This window comes from Polaromonas sp. P1_F8, from assembly GCF_056405635.1.
This window is the reverse complement of sequence record NZ_JBFUBS010000004.1, coordinates 214,235-228,912: the sequence shown is the minus strand read 5'-3', so window position 1 is coordinate 228,912 and position 14,678 is coordinate 214,235. Positions and strand designations below refer to the sequence as shown.

General features: G+C 60.0%; 15 protein-coding genes. 6 read left to right on the top strand and 9 right to left on the bottom strand.

Translation table 11 applies throughout. The features are described from left to right. Positions 1 to 221: 221 nt before the first annotated feature. The gene (locus AC1D1J_RS15965; RefSeq protein ID WP_477695211.1) at positions 222 to 1,382 is read right to left on the bottom strand and encodes a metallophosphoesterase; all 1,161 of its coding nucleotides are present in this window, start codon (positions 1,380 to 1,382) and stop codon (positions 222 to 224) included. A gap of 262 nt (positions 1,383 to 1,644) precedes the next feature. Between AC1D1J_RS15965 and minC the strand changes: the two genes are divergently transcribed. The 4 genes from minC to AC1D1J_RS15945 all read left to right on the top strand — a co-directional run bounded on the left by minC (position 1,645) and on the right by AC1D1J_RS15945 (position 5,453). Further along, positions 1,645 to 2,442, top strand: a complete 798-nt coding sequence (gene minC / locus AC1D1J_RS15960) for a septum site-determining protein MinC (RefSeq protein ID WP_477695210.1) — start codon at positions 1,645 to 1,647, stop codon at positions 2,440 to 2,442. 98 nt (positions 2,443 to 2,540) lie between these two features. Then, entirely contained in the window at positions 2,541 to 3,359 is an 819-nt protein-coding gene (minD, locus tag AC1D1J_RS15955) for a septum site-determining protein MinD (protein ID WP_348046637.1), read from the top strand. Between the two features lie 4 nt (positions 3,360 to 3,363). Further along, positions 3,364 to 3,660 carry a cell division topological specificity factor MinE gene (gene minE, locus AC1D1J_RS15950; RefSeq protein ID WP_457281879.1) on the top strand — a complete coding sequence of 99 codons (297 nt, stop codon included), beginning with the start codon at positions 3,364 to 3,366 and terminating at the stop codon, positions 3,658 to 3,660. A gap of 86 nt (positions 3,661 to 3,746) precedes the next feature. Beyond that, on the top strand, positions 3,747 to 5,453 hold the full coding sequence (locus tag AC1D1J_RS15945) for an ABC1 kinase family protein (RefSeq protein ID WP_457281880.1): 1,707 nt from the start codon (positions 3,747 to 3,749) through the stop codon (positions 5,451 to 5,453). Between the two features lie 97 nt (positions 5,454 to 5,550). Here the strand turns inward: AC1D1J_RS15945 and AC1D1J_RS15940 are convergent, their stop codons facing one another. Beyond that, entirely contained in the window at positions 5,551 to 6,387 is an 837-nt protein-coding gene (locus AC1D1J_RS15940) for an inositol oxygenase family protein (RefSeq protein ID WP_477695209.1), read from the bottom strand. 130 nt (positions 6,388 to 6,517) lie between these two features. Here AC1D1J_RS15940 and AC1D1J_RS15935 point away from each other — a divergent pair, with 130 nt between their 5' ends. Both AC1D1J_RS15935 and AC1D1J_RS15930 read left to right on the top strand, forming a co-directional pair. Next, the gene (locus AC1D1J_RS15935) at positions 6,518 to 7,342 is read left to right on the top strand and encodes an alpha/beta fold hydrolase (RefSeq protein WP_477695208.1); all 825 of its coding nucleotides are present in this window, start codon (positions 6,518 to 6,520) and stop codon (positions 7,340 to 7,342) included. Positions 7,343 to 7,470: 128 nt separating this feature from the next. Then, positions 7,471 to 8,328, top strand: coding sequence for an alpha/beta hydrolase (locus tag AC1D1J_RS15930; protein WP_477695207.1), 858 nt, complete (start codon positions 7,471 to 7,473; stop codon positions 8,326 to 8,328). Between the two features lie 25 nt (positions 8,329 to 8,353). Here AC1D1J_RS15930 and AC1D1J_RS15925 read toward each other — a convergent pair whose 3' ends face one another. From AC1D1J_RS15925 to AC1D1J_RS15895, 7 genes are all read right to left on the bottom strand, one after another. After that, complete coding sequence (locus AC1D1J_RS15925; protein ID WP_457281884.1) at positions 8,354 to 8,569, bottom strand: hypothetical protein; 216 nt, start codon at positions 8,567 to 8,569, stop codon at positions 8,354 to 8,356. Positions 8,570 to 8,813: 244 nt separating this feature from the next. Continuing rightward, complete coding sequence (locus tag AC1D1J_RS15920; RefSeq protein WP_477695206.1) at positions 8,814 to 9,623, bottom strand: alpha/beta fold hydrolase; 810 nt, start codon at positions 9,621 to 9,623, stop codon at positions 8,814 to 8,816. A 1-nt stretch (position 9,624) separates the two neighbouring features. Further along, positions 9,625 to 9,816 carry a hypothetical protein gene (locus AC1D1J_RS15915; RefSeq protein ID WP_477695367.1) on the bottom strand — a complete coding sequence of 64 codons (192 nt, stop codon included), beginning with the start codon at positions 9,814 to 9,816 and terminating at the stop codon, positions 9,625 to 9,627. Between the two features lie 322 nt (positions 9,817 to 10,138). Continuing rightward, positions 10,139 to 10,552 (bottom strand): VOC family protein, encoded by a 414-nt coding sequence (locus AC1D1J_RS15910; RefSeq protein ID WP_477695205.1) that lies wholly within the window; start codon positions 10,550 to 10,552, stop codon positions 10,139 to 10,141. A gap of 101 nt (positions 10,553 to 10,653) precedes the next feature. Beyond that, positions 10,654 to 10,899, bottom strand: coding sequence for a hypothetical protein (locus AC1D1J_RS15905; RefSeq protein WP_477695204.1), 246 nt, complete (start codon positions 10,897 to 10,899; stop codon positions 10,654 to 10,656). 33 nt (positions 10,900 to 10,932) lie between these two features. After that, positions 10,933 to 13,365, bottom strand: coding sequence for a hypothetical protein (locus tag AC1D1J_RS15900; protein WP_477695203.1), 2,433 nt, complete (start codon positions 13,363 to 13,365; stop codon positions 10,933 to 10,935). Positions 13,366 to 13,369: 4 nt separating this feature from the next. Then, positions 13,370 to 14,554, bottom strand: a complete 1,185-nt coding sequence (locus AC1D1J_RS15895; RefSeq protein WP_477695202.1) for a DNA methyltransferase — start codon at positions 14,552 to 14,554, stop codon at positions 13,370 to 13,372. Positions 14,555 to 14,678: the final 124 nt, after the last annotated feature.

Here is a 14,678-nt window from a genome sequence, read left to right as displayed (position 1 = left end):
TTGCCCGGCATGCAAGTAACTTTCTTTTGCTTCGCCAAAAGAAAGTCACCAAAGAAAAGGCGACCCTGCTGTCTGCGACCCTACGCTTCGCTTCGGGCAACCCCCGGCCAGCCGCCCTCAGCAAAGATCCCGCCCTAAAAATCAACAACAACCCCAAAAGAAATCGCTATCAATTCAGCAGCATCCCGCGCCTGTCCCTATCGAACAAAACCACAAAGACCTCACCCCACCACCAACCTCAAAAAAGTAATCTCCGAAGGCGCCCCAAACCGTTTGGGCGGCCCCCAGTACCCCGTCCCGCGGCTCGTATAAACCCACAGGTTCTGCAGCTTGTGCAAGCCCGCCGTAAACGGCTGCTGAAACCGCACAAACAGATTCCACGGATAAAACTGCCCGCCATGCGTATGGCCAGACAACTGCAGGTCAAACCCCGCCTTCGCCGCCGCGGCCGCGCTGCGCGGCTGGTGCGCCAGCAACACGCGCACCGCTTCCACCGGCGCACCACGCAGAGCCGCCTCGGGGTCACTGCGATGGGCCACATCAAAGTGGCCCGCGCTGTAATCGGTCACCCCCGCCAGCACCAGCGGCGTGGCGTCCTGGCCCGCAGCAAGAAGTGGCGGACGAATCACCACGTGCTGGTTCAGCAGCACTGTCAGGCCCAGCCGGCGCAGCTCGTCGATCCAGGCATGCGCGCCCGAGTAGTACTCGTGGTTGCCCGTCACAAAATACGTGCCGTGGCGCGACTGCAGCTCCGCCAGCGGCGCGACGTGCGAGGCCAGTTCGCTCACCTTGCCGTCCACCAGGTCGCCGGTGATGGCCACCACATCGGCATCCAGCGCATTCACCTTGTCGACAATGCGGCGCAAATACGCCTGCTTGATGGTCGGCCCCACATGGATGTCGCTGATCTGCGCCACGGTAAACCCCTGCAGCGCGGCGGGCAGGCCCTTGATGGGCACATCCACCTTCACCACGGCGGCCGTGCGGCGTGCATTCAAAAAACCCAGCACGGTGATCAGCCCGCCCAGCAGCGGCACTGCCTCGGCCGATACCGTGCGCAGCCAGGCCAGCGGCAGGTGGCCGGGCGCCACGACATCGGCCAGCCACAGCACCAGCAGGGCCGCGTCACGCGCCACCGTCAACACCAGCAGCGACGAAAACAGGCCCATGAAAAGCAGCCCCGCCCAGGTCAGCACATCGGCCAAAGGCTGTTTGGCTACACGGCCGGCCATCAGCCCCAGCGGCATGACGAAGGCCGACATCAAAAGCACCGCGGCAAAAAGCCATTGACCTGCGGGATACGCCCCCAGCCCGGGGAGAAGGCGTGCACCAATGTAAACATGGAGCAGCGCGGTTACAAGCGCCAGCGGCAGAAAGTTCATGAAATGTCCAGGGTAATGAGCCCTGCACATGGGTACGGGCCGCGCGCATTCAATGCCGGCGCTGCTTTAAAGCGGGGCTGCCGCGCCACGCAAACACCACCACCAGCGTGCCACAAGTCACGGGCCAGCGTTTCATACGCTCACAAGTGCGACAAAGCGTGCGCGCGAATCCGCCCCTTCGCACGCTACCCTCGGCCATCTTTCTTCGCCCTCATTTTTCGCACCGGTCGCCCGTTGTCCTTCTGCCCATGACTTTCCACCCATGACTGTTGCCATACAGGCCACCACCCCAGCCACCTTCGAAATCAAAAGCGCCAACCTGCCCCTGGTGGCTTTGCTGCTCAAGTCCACCGACCTTGTCGCGCTCGCGCAGGAGCTGCAGGCCCGTTTTGGCGACATTCCCGACTTTTTCGATCAGGACGCGCTGATGATCGACCTCTCGCCCCTGCAGTCCGCCGCCGCGCGCAGCGGCCGCGCGGTGGGCGACATCGACTTCCCCGCCCTCATCACCCTGCTGGGCAGCTACCAGCTGGTGCCGCTTTCCGTGAAAGGCGGCAACCCCGCGCAAATGGCGGCGGCCCTGCAGGCCGGGCTGCTGCCCGTGCCCGACGCCCACCTGCTGCCTGACCGCCCCGCTGCGGCAGCACCGGTGCAACAACAGCCAGCACCGCCCGTGCTGGTGGCCGCGCCCGCCGCCGCTCCGCTGGGCGCCCTGGTGGTCGACAAACCTCTGCGCTCCGGCCAGCAGGTGTATGCGCGTGGCCGAGACCTGGTCGTGCTGGCCATGGTCAACGCCGGCGCCGAAGTCATTGCCGACGGCCACATCCATGTGTATGCGCCGCTGCGCGGCAAGGCCATGGCCGGCGCGCGCGGCAACACCGAGGCACGCATTTTTTCGCTGGCGCTGGAAGCCGAGCTGATTTCGATTGCCGGCGTGTACCGCACTGCCGAGCACCCGCTACCCGAAGGCCTGGCAGGCCAGCCCACGCAAGTGCGGCTAGTGCCTGCCGAAGAGGGCCAAGAGGGCGACCGGCTCGTCATGAACGTGCTCGCAGCCTGAGCACGAGGCCTACACGCCGCGTTATGTTCCCGCGCCTTCATGCCGCCCATGCGTAAACCCGGCATACCCGTTCCCGTTTTCAAAAGGACTTTTATCTGATGGCAAAAATCATTGTGGTCACCTCCGGCAAGGGCGGCGTGGGCAAAACCACCACCAGTGCCAGCTTTGCAACCGGCCTCGCCTTGCGCGGGCACAAAACCGCGGTCATCGACTTCGACGTCGGCCTGCGCAACCTCGACCTCATCATGGGCTGCGAGCGCCGCGTGGTGTACGACCTCATCAACGTCATACAGGGTGAAGCCACGCTCAACCAGGCGCTCATCAAAGACAAGCAGTGCCACAACCTCTTTGTGCTGGCCGCTTCGCAAACCCGCGACAAGGACGCGCTGACAAAAGCCGGCGTGGAGAAAGTGCTCAAAGACCTGGGCGAGATGGACTTCGAGTACATCGTCTGCGACTCCCCCGCCGGCATTGAAACCGGCGCGCTCATGGCCATGCACTTTGCCGACGAAGCCCTCATCGTCACCAACCCCGAGGTTTCCTCGGTGCGCGACTCCGACCGCATCCTCGGCATGCTTTCAAGCAAGACCAAACGCGCCATCGACGGCGGCGACGCCATCAAGGAACACCTGCTCATCACCCGCTACAACCCCGGCCGCGTCGACCAGGGGCAGATGCTCTCGCTGGAAGACATCCAGGACATCCTGCGCATCAAGCTCATCGGCGTCATCCCCGAATCCGAATCCGTGCTGCAGGCCTCCAACCAGGGCGTGCCGGCGGTGCACATGAACGGCAGCGATGTGTCCGAAGCCTACAAGGACGTGGTCGACCGTTTCCTCGGCGACAAAGACAAGCCCATGCGTTTCATCGACGCGCAAAAACCCGGCCTCTTCAAGCGCTGGTTCGGGGGGAAGTAAAACGATGGCGTCCTTCCTGTCCTTTTTTCTCGGCGAGAAGAAAAAAACTGCCAACGTCGCCAAGGAGCGGCTGCAGATCATCCTGGCGCACGAGCGCACAGGGCGCGGCCATGAGCCCGACTACCTGCCCGCGCTGCAGCGCGACCTCATCGCCGTGATCGCCAAATACATCCGCATCGACCCCCACGACATCAAGCTGCACCTGGAGCGGCAGGACAATCTGGACGTGCTGGAAGTGAAGATCGAGCTGCCCGACAAGAAGGAAAAAACCGGCGCCTCCGCCGCAGCAGCCCGCAAATAGCGCACGCCAAGGAACCCGCCTCGGCGCCTGCCCCGCAATTGACAAAAGGCAAGCCCGGCAACACAACTCAGGGCTATCATCATTCGATGTTGATCGAGACCTTCGGTGCCGCGCGCGACATGGCACGCCTGGCGGAAATCGCCGGTGTGCTGATTCGCCACGGCTTTGGCGACAGCGTGCGGCGGCTCGGCCTGGCCGACAAGCTCGAGCGTGCCGGCCATGCGCTGCACTGGGGCCACGTGGCCGACCTTGCCCGCATCAGCCCGCCCGAGCAGGTGCGCCTGGCCCTTGAAGAACTTGGCCCCACTTTCGTCAAGCTCGGGCAGGTACTTGCCGGCCGCGCCGACCTGTTCGGCCCCGAATGGATCACCGAGTTCGAAAAACTCCACAGCCATGTTCCGCCCGTGCCGCTGGCGCTGTTGCTGCCGCAGCTGCGCGAAGACCTGGGCGGTGAGCCCGAGGCTGTCTTTGCCCGCTTTGACACCACGCCGCTGGCCGCCGCCTCGATTGCACAGGTGCACCGTGCGCAGCTGCATGACGGCACTGAAGTCATCGTCAAGATCCGCCGCCCCGGCATCACTGAAGTCATCGACGCCGACCTGCGCCTGATGGACCGGCTGGCCTCGCTGGCCGAAGCCGAGCTGTCCGCGCTCAAGCCCTACCACCCGCGGCAGCTGGTGCGCGAGCTCGCCAAGTCGCTGCGCCGCGAGCTCGATTTAGCCGCCGAATGCCGCCATGCCGAGCGCATCGCCCTCAACATGGCGTCGCTGCCCTACATCGTGATCCCGCGCGTGCACTGGGCCCACACCGGCCTGCGCATCAATGTGCAGGACCTGGTCGACGGAGTGCCCGGCAGTGCGCTGGACCAGCTCACGCCCGAAGCCGGCTTTGACCGCAGCGAACTTGCCCGCCGCGGCGCCCACGCCGTGCTGAAGATGATTGTGGAAGACGGCCTTTTCCACGCAGACCCGCACCCCGGCAACGTGTTTTACCTGCCCGGCAACGGCATCGCCTTTATCGACTTCGGCATGATCGGCCACCTGACCGAGCGGCGGCGCGAAGAGCTGCTGCAACTGCTGCTGGGCCTGGTCGAACGCCAGCCGCAGGCCGTGGCCGACGTGCTGCTCGACTGGACGAGTGACGAGCACGGCACCAACCTCTCCCAGCTGGAGGGCGAGATTGAAGCCTTTGTCGACCAGTACCACAGCACCCCGCTGGCCCAGCTCAGCCTGGGGCAAATGCTGTCCGACGTCACCGCCATCCTGCGCGACCACCACCTGGGCCTGCCGCCCGACCTGGCGCTGCTGATCAAGGCCTTCATCTCGCTCGAAGGCATGGGCCGCGGGCTGGACCCGGGCTTTCACATGGCCACCGAAGCCACGCCGCTGCTGCAGCAAATGGTGCGCGCGCGTTACGAGCCCGCGGCACTTGCCAGCCGCGGCTGGCAAACGCTGAGCCGCGCGATGGCGCTGGCCGGCCAGCTGCCGCACGACTTGACGCGCCTGCTGCGCAACGCGCGCCGCGGCCGCGTGCAGGTAGGCATTGAGCTGGCCCACCTCAAACGCGTGGGCGACCAGCTCGACCGCGCCGCCAACCGGCTGGCCATGGCCCTGGTGATTTCGGCGCTCATCATCGGCTCGTCCATCGTCATGACCGTCAAGGGCGGCCCCACGCTGTTTGGTTTGCCGGCGTTCGGGTTCGTGGGTTTTATGGGCGCCATGGCCGGCGGCCTGTGGCTGGTGCGGGCCATCTGGCGCAGCAGTCGCGGCCGCAACAGCGACGACGAGAACTGAGCAGCGCTATCTTTTCAGGAGCTGCTTGCGCACGTCTATAAAGGCTTTCAGGCCTTTTTTTCCTTGAGAAAAAGCGGTTTTACCGCCTTCGGAACGGCTACAGCTTGAGCTGCGCCGGCAGGTACTTCGCCATCAAATCGTCGTAATACGGTTTGAGCTCGGCCAGCACCGGCGGCCTGTCGTTCTTGGAATAGAGGTCGTAGGGGTTGAACTTCTGCACCCATTCCATATGCGCCGCATCCTGCGCGTCCGTCAGGTGGCGGTACTGGCCCTCACGGTGCCAGGCGTAGAACGAGTGGTAGCGAATCATGTACAGCGCCGGCAGCGGCAGGTGTGCTTTCAGCAGCTGGTACAGGTATTCGTCATGCCCCCACGACATATGCACCGCGTCCAGCCCGCAGCCCGGCGCGTACACACCGTACTCGCTGTTGTAGCGCGCGTCCGTGCTGTCGGGGTTCAGGTCAAAGTATTCGGGGTAGACGATGCGGTCTGAAAATTTGCAGCCCACCGGGAAGGTGTCGCCCACCACAGCCCACTGCGGCTCGCCGAACAGGCACAGCACCTTGCCCAGGTCGTGGATAAAACCCGTCAGCACAAACCAGTCGGGGTGGCCGTCGGCGCGAATCGCCTCGGCGGTTTGCAGCAGGTGGCTGATCTGCGGCAACTCGATGTCCGGGTCCGATTCGTCCACCAGCGTGTTGAGGAACTCCAGCGCGGCCCACGGTGTCATCTCGCGCTGCGAAAACGCCAGCCACTCGGCTTTTTTGCGCCGCACAAAATCGTAGGTCTGGTTCTGGTGGTTGTTGCGGTAGAACGTACTCACCCGGTCCAGGCCGGGCTGCGCGTAGTCGCGGTAAGCCGCACGGTCAGGTTCACTGGCCAGCAAGGGGGTTGCCGGGGCGTTGGAGGTGGTTTGCGGCATGACGGCGTTCATCGTGCCATTGTAGGAAGCCCGGCCCCTGCGTGCAAACCCGGCTGTCGCGGCGGTTTGCCGGGGTTATATTGGGCCCGACCTCGATCCAACCCGCCCCACCCGCCACCGCCGCCACCGCCCGAAAGGCTTTATGCACCGCAGACCGTTCCACCGCCTGATGGCCATCGGCCTTCTTTTTGCGTCAGCCCTGCTGGCCGGCGCCGTCCACGCGCAAGACGCCAACCCCAAGATCGGCGTGCTGATGCTGCACGGCAAAAACCCCGGCAGCAACAACGACCCCAACATGAGCCGCATCAAGCCGGTGCTGGAAGGCGCAGGCATGGTGGTGCTTTTCCCCGACATGCCCTGGTCGCGCACCCGCTACCTGGACGGCAACTGGGACAAGGCCATGGCCGAGATGGCCACGCATGTCAAAGCCCTGCGCAGCCAGGGCGCAACGAAGATCGTGATTGCCGGCCACAGCATTGGCGTGCCCGCCGCCATGAGCTTTGCCGCGCGTGGTGGCGACGTGCAGGCCCTGGTGCTGCTGGCGCCCGGCCACGTGCCCGTGAGCTACTACCGCGTCCTGCAAAACACCACAGTGCGCGAAAGCGTCGACGAAGCCCGCAAGCTGGTGGCCGACGGCAAGGGCGATTCGCGCGAACGCTTTACCGACATCAACCAGGGCAAGCAGCTGCCCGTGGCGGCCACCGCCAAAGACTATTTGAGCTACTTCGACCCCGCCTCTGACGCCGAAATGGGCGTGACCGCGCCCCGCATCCCGCCCGGCACGCCGGTGCTCACGGTGGTGGGCGACGAAGACTGGATCAGCAAATTCGCCAAGACCTACTTTGCCGACAAGCTGCCCGCCAATCCCAAAAGCCAGTACCTCGAAGTCAAGGCCAACCACCTCACCACCCCCATCGTGGCCAGCGAGGCGATGGTGCAGTGGATCAAAGCCGCGACAGCGCCATGAAGCACCGGCGCGCCAGCGGCGTTCAACGCGCGCGCTATTGCTTTGATAGCTGCTCGCGCCCGTTCTGATTGGGTTGCAGCCCTATTTTCTTTAAATAAATCCCGGAACGCCCTCACAGAAACCCCACCATGACGTCGCATTCACCCGCACGGTACCTGTGGCTGCGCCACGCACTGCCCGCTTTCCTGCTGGTGTGCATGGCCGTGGCCGGGAACGCGCAAGCGCAAAGCACTCCGCGCGTGGTCGACATTCCCACCCGCCCGGGTGTCACCCAGCGCTTTGTTTACATCGCAGCGGCCGCATCCCCCAGTCCGACCAAGCCGAACAGCACGCCCAAAGCCTCCGTCATCCTGTTCGCCGGTGGCCATGGCGGTTTGCAAATCAACGACAGCGGTGGTTTCGCCCGGGGTGGCAACTTCCTTGTGCGCACGCGCCAGCAGTTTGCAGACGCCGGTTTTGCGGTGGCGGTGATTGATGCGCCGTCAGACAAACAGTCGCCGCCGTTTCTGTCGGGCAACCGGCAAACGCCCGAACACACCGCCGACGTGCTGGCCGTCATCGCCTGGCTCAGGCAGCAGGCGCCCGGGCCCGTGTGGCTGGTGGGCACCAGCCGCGGCACCCAGTCGGCCGCCTACATCGCTACCGAGGCGGCACCGGCGCAAGGCGGCCCCGACGGCATCGTGCTCACGTCCACCATGCTGACCGACAACACCGGCCGCGCCGTGCCCAAAATGCCGCTGGAGAAACTGACGATTCCTGTGCTGGTGGTGCACCACGAACAAGACGGCTGCAAACTCTGCGCCTTCAGCGACATGCCGCAGCTGATGAACAAGCTCGCCAAAACACCCAAGGCCGAGCTGCTGACCTTCACCGGCGGCCAAAGCCGGGGCGACCCCTGCGAGGCCATGGCGTACCACGGCTATAACGGCATAGAGGCCGAGGTGGTCGGCAAGATCAGCCGCTGGATAGCCGCGGCCAAGCCCTAGCGCGCTACGACCGCCTGGGCTGCGCTCAAGCCTGTTCGGGCTTGTCCAGCAGCTTGCCGTTCGGGCTGTTGCCCGCGGCGGTGTGGTTGAGCGACAAGCTCACGCCCGCCCGCTTCTGCACGGTGTCCACCGCATCCGGGTCCGGCGCCACGCTCCAGGCCATGGCGGTGGTCAGCACCACCAGCGAAGGAATGGCCCGCAAATAGCGCGGGTGAAACAGGAAGTCGGCGATCTTTTTCATGGCGGCCTTTCTTGGCGATGTCTGCAGGTGGTTGCCCCGCAGAAAAAAACAAGCGTTCATCCTGCGCCGCCAAACTTAGGGCCATGCGTCTGCCAAGTTGCGGTTTGTAAGGAAATGCCTCAACGGCAGGTAAAGACGCGCACAGCGCCAGTGCCGAAAGCGCCAGGCGCTATGGTATTGATAGCTGCTCGCGCACGTCCTGCCTGGGCTGCAGCCACTTTTCGTGATGAAAATGGCCGTTATTTCATTCCAGAAACCGGTTCACGCACGCCATCACCCCTTCGGCCTGGTCCTTGTGCGCCTCATGGCCGGCAAACGGAATGTTCAGCAGCTTCGCGCCGGGCACCTGCTCCGCCAGCTCAAACACACTGGCGCGTGACACCAGGTGGTCTTCATCGCCGCGAATCGCCAGCATGGGGCAACGGATCTGCCTGACGCACTCGCCCGGGTAGCCGCTGGGGCCGTCGTCCAGCCACATCGGCACGACGGCATCAATCAGCGCCGCAAAGTCGGGCTGCGGGTTGACCGCGTTGTACAGCGCAACCGACTCCGGGAATTTTTGGGTCCAGCTTTGCGCCGTAACGCCACCCAGCAGCTTGCGCACCGGGTCGTCGGCCTTGAGCATTTTGTCGGTGCCAATGGCAACCAGCCTGTCGACGGGCGACCCGCCTACTGCGGCCATGCGCAACGCCGTGATGCCGCCGTCGCTGAAACCCACCACGCTGCAGCGGTCAATGCCCAGGTGCTGCAGCACAGCGGCAGCGTCAAGCGCCAGCCGCTGGTAGGTCACGCCCGCCGTGCCCAGGGTTGACTTGCCGTGGCCCCGGCTGTCGATGCCGATCACCCTGAAGCGCTTCTGCAGCAGCGGCAGGGCGCTGTTGAAGTCCTTCATCGTGCCCAGCCCACCGTGCAGAAACAGCAGCGGCGGGTCGGCGTCATCACCGTGAACTTCAAAGTAAATTTTCGCGCTGTCCAGCGTCAGGTGGTCGCCGCTGTGGTGATCAAACAGGCCGGCCTTCACCCCCGCCGCGCGGCTGAACGTGTCCGCAGCCACGTCAGCGCCCCGTGCTGCCGCGGCGCGACTGCAGCTGGTTGCTGCCGCCCACATGCGACTCCCGGTCACTGCGGCTGTTGGCCGTGCGCTGGCCTTCGTTCTTCTGCGTGGGTTTTTGTTCACCCATCTGGTTGAAGTCGTTTTCAACCTTGCCGCCGTGGCCTGATGCTTTGGGGGTGCTGTCTTGCTCCATCGCGCCATCGGCCTGGTTACGCGCGTCCTGCGGTGCCAGTTGTTTGTTCTGCTGGTCCTGGTTGTTTTTGGCGTTCTGTTTGTTCGGCATGGTCTGTCTCCAGATAAAGGGGTTGAACAAAGGCCAGCGTGCAAACAAAGGCAACACCAACCCGCGTAACAACCATTCTGAAAACCCCGAATGCCCGCCCATGTCAGACAGCGCCCCGTACCCAAGCGCGACAAGGCGAAGGGAAAGCAACCCCGCTTGCTATGAATTAAATAGCTGCTCGCGCACGTTCCGCTTGTCCCAACGGCCCATTTGGCTTAAGGCTGGCGTTACATCAACCCGCAGAGGTATCCGAAAACTGCGCCTCAATCTTGTGGCCATCCAGGTCCCGTACAAAGCAACCGTAATACTGCGGCCCATACATAGGCCGCGGGCCCGGCGCACCATCACCCTGCCCACCCATCTCCAGCGCCCTGGCATAAAACGCATCCACCTGCGCCTTCGACACGGCAAGGAAGCCAAAGTGCGAGCCGTTGCCCACATGCGCCTTGCCGCCGTCGTGCGGCACGCCGACCCAGAACTCTGGATACGCCCGCCCGAATGCCACGGCACCGGGGTGCTCCATGATCACCTTGATCTCCATCGCGCCCAACACAGCGGCATAGAACGCCTTGGCACGTGGGAAATCGTTGGTGCCGATGGAGACGTGGGACATGATGCTTTCGGGCAGGGAGGGGGTGTTGGGCATGGGCTTGATCCTTGTTGATTGAGAAAAAAAAGCTTAACCAGCCAGATCGCCTCTGGCAATGAAGCCCTCAGTTCTGCGAAGCCTATTGATGCGTCGCGGAACTAGCGCTGCAACTCCCACACCCCAGCGGGCGAAAGGGCTGCAGCTTTAAGCACCCCTTTTTCACGTAACTGTGTCGCGGCCCATCTCATATCGTATTGCCATGTATAGAAAAGATCGCCTGAGAGACGGAGCGCCCCTTCGTAATTGATCCAAATTTCCCTTGCAACACTAACGAGCGTCGCGCTGCCGCCTTTGGCCGTTAACACTTCAACCACCCAACCTTGCAAATCGTTTTTCTTCACCATATGGACCTCAGAAGTTGTGTAGCTTCGCTTCATTCAAGAGCTATGACCAGCTGTTAACCCTTTTTTCCACGTCTCTGCAAATTGAAGCGCTTGCTTAACTTGCATCGTAGCTACCACAGCCCTCTCCATATCAAGTATCGAGATTAGTTTCTCGGAATCTTCACTGTGATACTCGGGCTTGGCCTCTGCTTGCTTCTGCAAAATAGCGTGATACGCGATCCAAACTTCGTACGAGGTCCCATAAGCGTGGACTAATTCTGATTTATTGGTCTTCAGCTTTTCCATCGCATGGCTGTACGCCGGAAAAACAGTTGAGTAGTAGACCCATGTTTTCCCCCCTGCTTCAATGGCCTTATACGCATGTTGAATCTGCTTTTCATTGTTTCCCATGTCCTCTGGCCACAAGCGCTCCCAATCCTCTTCATCCAACGGGCTAATCGCTTTAATTTCAAACGGAGGTACCGAGGTTTTCCCAGTCTTCACTGGGCGCTCTTTCGGCGCTAAAACCTCGAACGAAATCAATGCTGTTATTTGCTCTCCATTTGGTTTTGTTATCGACGCTGTGACTTCGCCTGTCTGTCCGACTATCGCTTTACTAGAGGGCCTTAGACGCCACCGAACCCGGCCGCCTGCAAGTCTGGCTTTGCTCTCTATTTCTAGGATGTCGTCGCTGCTTCTAATCGCGAGTAAGCCACGTCGATCAAACTCCGCATCGGCATCAGTTTCAAGCAAAACCAACTGGCTGTCTTGAAGCGATACCTCTAGGTGCTGATCAGGAGAGGCAAATCTCAGAAAAGTAACCTGCGGGAAAGGTAACGTTTCCAATGGATCGTGTTTGACATAACCATGTTTTCTTTCCTTCACGACGCCTTTGCGATCACCATCCCCAGCCACGTCTGCCTTAGCGCTTTCACTGATGTCAAGTCCAACTTCTTTAAGCAGTTTAGTAACTTGTTGTCTAACCTCCTCTTTCGTAGAGGCCGTTTCTCGTTTTACCAATCGCTCTGTCAGCTCTTGCTCCGCCTGAGCGAGCGCGACATCTTCCTCCAACATCCTGCGGAGATTCACAACTATCGAATCCAACACGGGCCCTTCTTTAAAGCCCTCGCGGCTCGTAGAAAACAATTGCCTTCGTATACCGCTATCAGCTTCAGATGCATCAATGTGTACGACGATATGGCGAGACAACAATACAAGCCCAAGTTCGCGAAAAATACTGCCAGACAACTCGCCTTGTGTCTGACCATTTAGGGTCCCGATGATAGGAAAGTGGGCATGAACAAAGAGCTCTGCAGAATTTCCTCTCAATATCTCGTCACTGCCGTCCTTGTCTCTCTTCCGGTAAGCAAAGACAACCCAATACTCCACACCTATGCACGGCACATCTCCACCTGACGGCACGATAAATTCCATCGGCCGATGGTGTCTCACTTGGACTCGACCACCAACTTCACCTTCAGGGTTCTTGGAGTTGACTAGTCTCATCAGCCTATTGCGACTACCGCCTACATACTCCTCTTTATGAGCCGCCGGATTTCTCATGTCCCAAATTCGAAATGGCAGCAAAGGATCTAGTAGGCTGTAATGCAAGTAATGGTAGAGATTCCCCGGACTCGGGCTAAGCGCCTTAGCAACGCCAGACAGTCTGTAACCAAAATGGCGAATTAACGTCCCCTTGCTAAAAGTCGGGGCATTAGCTACAAGTGGAGAGTAAATAGCCAGCTGCTCTTCATTGGCTTCGGCCTTCGTCTCTAACGAAGACGAATCACTGGTGACCAAATAGGCATAGCAATCTTCTTTATAAGTAGTGTCTAGTCTCAACACTCGAATTACTGTGAACCCTATTCGGCTCGTATCTCCTCTATATCTAGAAGCAATGAAGACATAGTCAGCAAAGCCAAGTGTTGATGCTCCTCCTTGCCCAAACGCGCCGATCTGATGCCGCTTCTTAATTTTGTTTTGCCCTTGAAGACTAAGTATGGTCGTGCGCAGTTGTTCAGGCCGAAGTCCCACACCTTGATCAAGTACGTCAATTGTTGGGCGCTCTTCCTCGCCACTCTCCAACAACACCAGAGCGATCTTTCTATCTATGCCTAAATTGGTTGCCTGAAAGAGGCCGGTGTCCGGTCCAGTTATAGGACGCTTGAACCAGGTCTGTGCGGCCTCACGAGGAGACATTGGTAATACACCGATGTTTGCAGCTTCCGCTCGATCTTCAAGCAAAGCATCCATAGCGTTTGTCAAACGTTCAGTAAGGCTTTTTCCGGGCTTCGTTGCGATACCAACCGTGGAAATGTTGGAAGCCGTCCCGCCGAATGCCGTCCATTTAAGCTGATTAGGTCCGAATGGTTCCTCGAGACCGATACCCTCACCATCTCCTAGCTCACTTAACAATTGCTCCACTTCCTGGCTTTTCTGGCACAGAAGCAAGCGATTAAAAAGATCGCGGGTATCTAGCGCGCTCATAGGATCACCTCCGTTTGCGATGCACTAACAGGACCTCATTTGCTGCAGAAGAATCATTAATTGCGCCAACACGGGCATACCAGCGACGACTAGGAACCGATCTCCATTTCAGTTCCCGCGCATCCGATACGTAAACATCACATAAATCCAGACCCGCATTTTTCATGCTAGTTAGATATCTAGGTAACGCGTCATTCGCATTCGCAAATGACACCAGCTGGATGACATGAGCCTTAGCGGATAAAACTCCCGCGACGCTGGCAAAGCTTTTTTCAATTGCATCGAAGTATTGTTTGGTATTGGTCGATTTCCGATCAACGAGCGTGTAAGCCGATGCTCCCCCCAAATCGTTTACTTGAGCGATGAAAAAAGGCGCCGTTATTTCACGCCGTCCACTCACTTGCCAACGGTTGTATAGAACGTGGACACCAAGATACGGGGGCGACGTCACCACCAATGAGGCGGCTCTACCACCCAGTCCTTGGCTACTTCTTGAGATTGTTCTTGCGTCGGCTAAGAAAAGATGTGTATTTTTCCGTGTCTCTGATTTATCCCAGCCCACCGCCTGCAATTGATCCACGTACTCAATCATTCCTCGGCGCATGACCTCAAAAGAGAGCTGCATTCGCTGAATAAATTGAGTAGGCGTGGGCACCTCTTCCTTACCATCTAGCGCCCATTGGGCTGTTCTTAACAGCATTGTTCGAGCAAATCTCTGGACGGCGCCTCTGGGCAAGCCCGCTATCAAAGAACATAAGTTCACAATCAGATTTCTGTGGAGTCCTGGTACTCCTCTCAGACTCCCTTCTGCTTCCGTTGATGAGCAAAGCAACGGAGCTATGTCGGTCGTTGTGACCGCCAGCCATTCAGCCACTCGATTCAGCTGACTCTCACTCAACGGACTAGTTTTGGCCGCAGCAATAAATAGAGCTAGTTCACTTAGGTCCGACCCCACAGCCATGCGCCCTTGGGAGAGGGCTTCAACAACGGTTGTTCCACCACCGCAGAAGGGATCAAAGACAAGATCCCCACGGCGAGAAAAACTACTGATGGCTTCTCTTACAAAGCGTTCACCAAATCTAGCCGGATACCTATAGAACCCATGAGTCAGACTATTGACGCGAGATGGCTCTGCCGCAGCTTGGAGCAATCCTTCATATCGAAGATCTCCGACCATCACTGCGCTCATAGTCCTCCTCTTAAGCTGTCTAAAGACGAGCTTTTATAACTATCGGTGAACTATTCCAATGGAAATATCACCACTTTGACCCATCCAGAAATTACGCCTCTACGCGCCCTGCTCACAAAATTAA

Excerpts from the sequence above, each read along its gene's own strand:
- AC1D1J_RS15965 (WP_477695211.1), bottom strand. The coding sequence starts at position 1,382 with ATGAACTTTCTGCCGCTGGCGCTTGTAACCGCGCTGCTCCATGTTTAC.
- minC (WP_477695210.1), top strand. The coding sequence starts at position 1,645 with ATGACTGTTGCCATACAGGCCACCACCCCAGCCACCTTCGAAATCAAA.
- minD (WP_348046637.1), top strand. The coding sequence starts at position 2,541 with ATGGCAAAAATCATTGTGGTCACCTCCGGCAAGGGCGGCGTGGGCAAA.
- minE (WP_457281879.1), top strand. The coding sequence starts at position 3,364 with ATGGCGTCCTTCCTGTCCTTTTTTCTCGGCGAGAAGAAAAAAACTGCC.
- AC1D1J_RS15945 (WP_457281880.1), top strand. The coding sequence starts at position 3,747 with ATGTTGATCGAGACCTTCGGTGCCGCGCGCGACATGGCACGCCTGGCG.
- AC1D1J_RS15940 (WP_477695209.1), bottom strand. The coding sequence starts at position 6,387 with ATGAACGCCGTCATGCCGCAAACCACCTCCAACGCCCCGGCAACCCCC.
- AC1D1J_RS15935 (WP_477695208.1), top strand. The coding sequence starts at position 6,518 with ATGCACCGCAGACCGTTCCACCGCCTGATGGCCATCGGCCTTCTTTTT.
- AC1D1J_RS15930 (WP_477695207.1), top strand. The coding sequence starts at position 7,471 with ATGACGTCGCATTCACCCGCACGGTACCTGTGGCTGCGCCACGCACTG.
- AC1D1J_RS15925 (WP_457281884.1), bottom strand. The coding sequence starts at position 8,569 with ATGAAAAAGATCGCCGACTTCCTGTTTCACCCGCGCTATTTGCGGGCC.
- AC1D1J_RS15915 (WP_477695367.1), bottom strand. The coding sequence starts at position 9,816 with ATGGAGCAAGACAGCACCCCCAAAGCATCAGGCCACGGCGGCAAGGTT.
- AC1D1J_RS15910 (WP_477695205.1), bottom strand. The coding sequence starts at position 10,552 with ATGCCCAACACCCCCTCCCTGCCCGAAAGCATCATGTCCCACGTCTCC.
- AC1D1J_RS15905 (WP_477695204.1), bottom strand. The coding sequence starts at position 10,899 with ATGGTGAAGAAAAACGATTTGCAAGGTTGGGTGGTTGAAGTGTTAACG.
- AC1D1J_RS15900 (WP_477695203.1), bottom strand. The coding sequence starts at position 13,365 with ATGAGCGCGCTAGATACCCGCGATCTTTTTAATCGCTTGCTTCTGTGC.
- AC1D1J_RS15895 (WP_477695202.1), bottom strand. The coding sequence starts at position 14,554 with ATGAGCGCAGTGATGGTCGGAGATCTTCGATATGAAGGATTGCTCCAA.